This is a genomic window from Nocardia sp. NPDC059236 (genome assembly GCF_042754085.1).
GTDB lineage: Bacteria > Actinomycetota > Actinomycetes > Mycobacteriales > Mycobacteriaceae > Nocardia.
Genome location: NZ_JBHZAF010000074.1, coordinates 1 through 1,431 on the forward strand (window position 1 = coordinate 1; position 1,431 = coordinate 1,431).

1 protein-coding gene is annotated in these 1,431 nt (G+C 66.6%); it reads left to right on the forward strand.

Going from position 1 to position 1,431, the window contains the following annotated elements:
• The coding region (locus tag ACFXIV_RS47925; RefSeq protein WP_379405967.1) for a class I adenylate-forming enzyme family protein at positions 1-1,431 on the forward strand (1,431 nt) is incomplete at both ends.

The following is a 1,431-nucleotide window of genomic DNA, read 5'->3' on the forward strand; positions in this document are numbered from 1 at the left end:
GCTGCCGGTGTTCAAGAACCGGCACCGATCGCTGCTGGAGTTGCTGGAAGCTTCCAGGGAGCTGGGTGATCGCGAGTATCTGGTGTCGGCGCGGACCCGCTACACCTTCGCCGAGCATTACGCGGCCGCGGGTGCGTTGGCTGCCGCGCTGGCCGAGCGTTACGGCGTCGGGAAGGGCGATCGTGTCGGCATCCTGGCCGCCAATGCCCCCGAGTGGGTGCTGGCGTTCTGGGCGGCGCAAAGGTTGGGTGCGGTCCCGGTCGGTTACAACGCGTGGTGGGTGCCGCGTGAGATCGCCTACGGTCTCGAGCACTCCGCCCCGAAGGTCGTGATCGCCGACGCCAAACGGGCCGCGCTGGCCACCGAGACCGGCACCGATGTTCCGGTGCTGACCATGGAGTCCGATCTGCCCGCGTTGATGGCGGAGTTCGCCGGCGGCAATCCGAGTGTGGAGGTGGGCGAGGATGATCCGGCGATCATCCTCTACACCTCCGGGACGACGGGCCGGCCGAAGGGTGTGGTGCACACCCAGCAGAACATGGTCGCGGTCGCGGACTATCACCGGTTCATGGACGCGTTGGCGGCCGGTTTCCGTGGGCAGGTGTGGGATGGTTCCCCGGCGGGTCGCCGTTATCTGGCGACGATGCCGTTGTTCCACATCGCGAGCCTGCACAATCTGTCGGTCCCGCGGCTGGCGACCGGTGATGCGGTGGTGTTCCCGACCTCGGGTGAGTTCGATGCCGAGTCGCTGTTGAAGCTGGTCGAGACCGAGAAGGTCACCAACTGGGCGGCGGTGCCGACGTTGGCCAGTCGTATTCTGGGCGTGGATATCTCGCGCTTCGATCTGTCGTCGCTGACGGCGTTCTCGCTCAATTCCGCGCCGTCGTCTCCGGCGTTGGTGCAGCGGCTGCGGGAGCGGTTCCCGGTCGCGTTGCAGGGTTTGACCACCAGTTACGGGTGCACCGAGTCCGGTACCGCCGCGACGGTGGCGACTCCGCCGGAGCTGGCGGCCGACAATGAGACTGTGGGCCGTGCGGTGGTCGGTGTCTCGGTCGAGGTGCGCGACCCCGACGGCAAGCCGGTGCCCGATGGCGAGGAGGGTGAGGTCTGTATCCGCAGTCCCTATGTGATGCTCGGGTATTGGGACAACGAGGAGGCCACCCGGGCCGCGATCGATGAGAACCGGTGGTTGCGGACCGGTGACTACGGCACGCTGCGTGATGGCAAGCTCTATATTTCCGGGCGTCGTTCGGATCTGATCTTGCGGGGTGGGGAGAACGTGTACCCGCAGGAGATCGAGAACGTCCTCGACGAGCATCCGCTGGTGCGGGAGTCGGCGGTGATCGGTGTGCCGCACGAGGATCTGGGTCAGGAGGTCGCCGCGATCGTGGTGGTCGACGATCCGGAGTCGTTGTCGGAGGACGAGTTGCG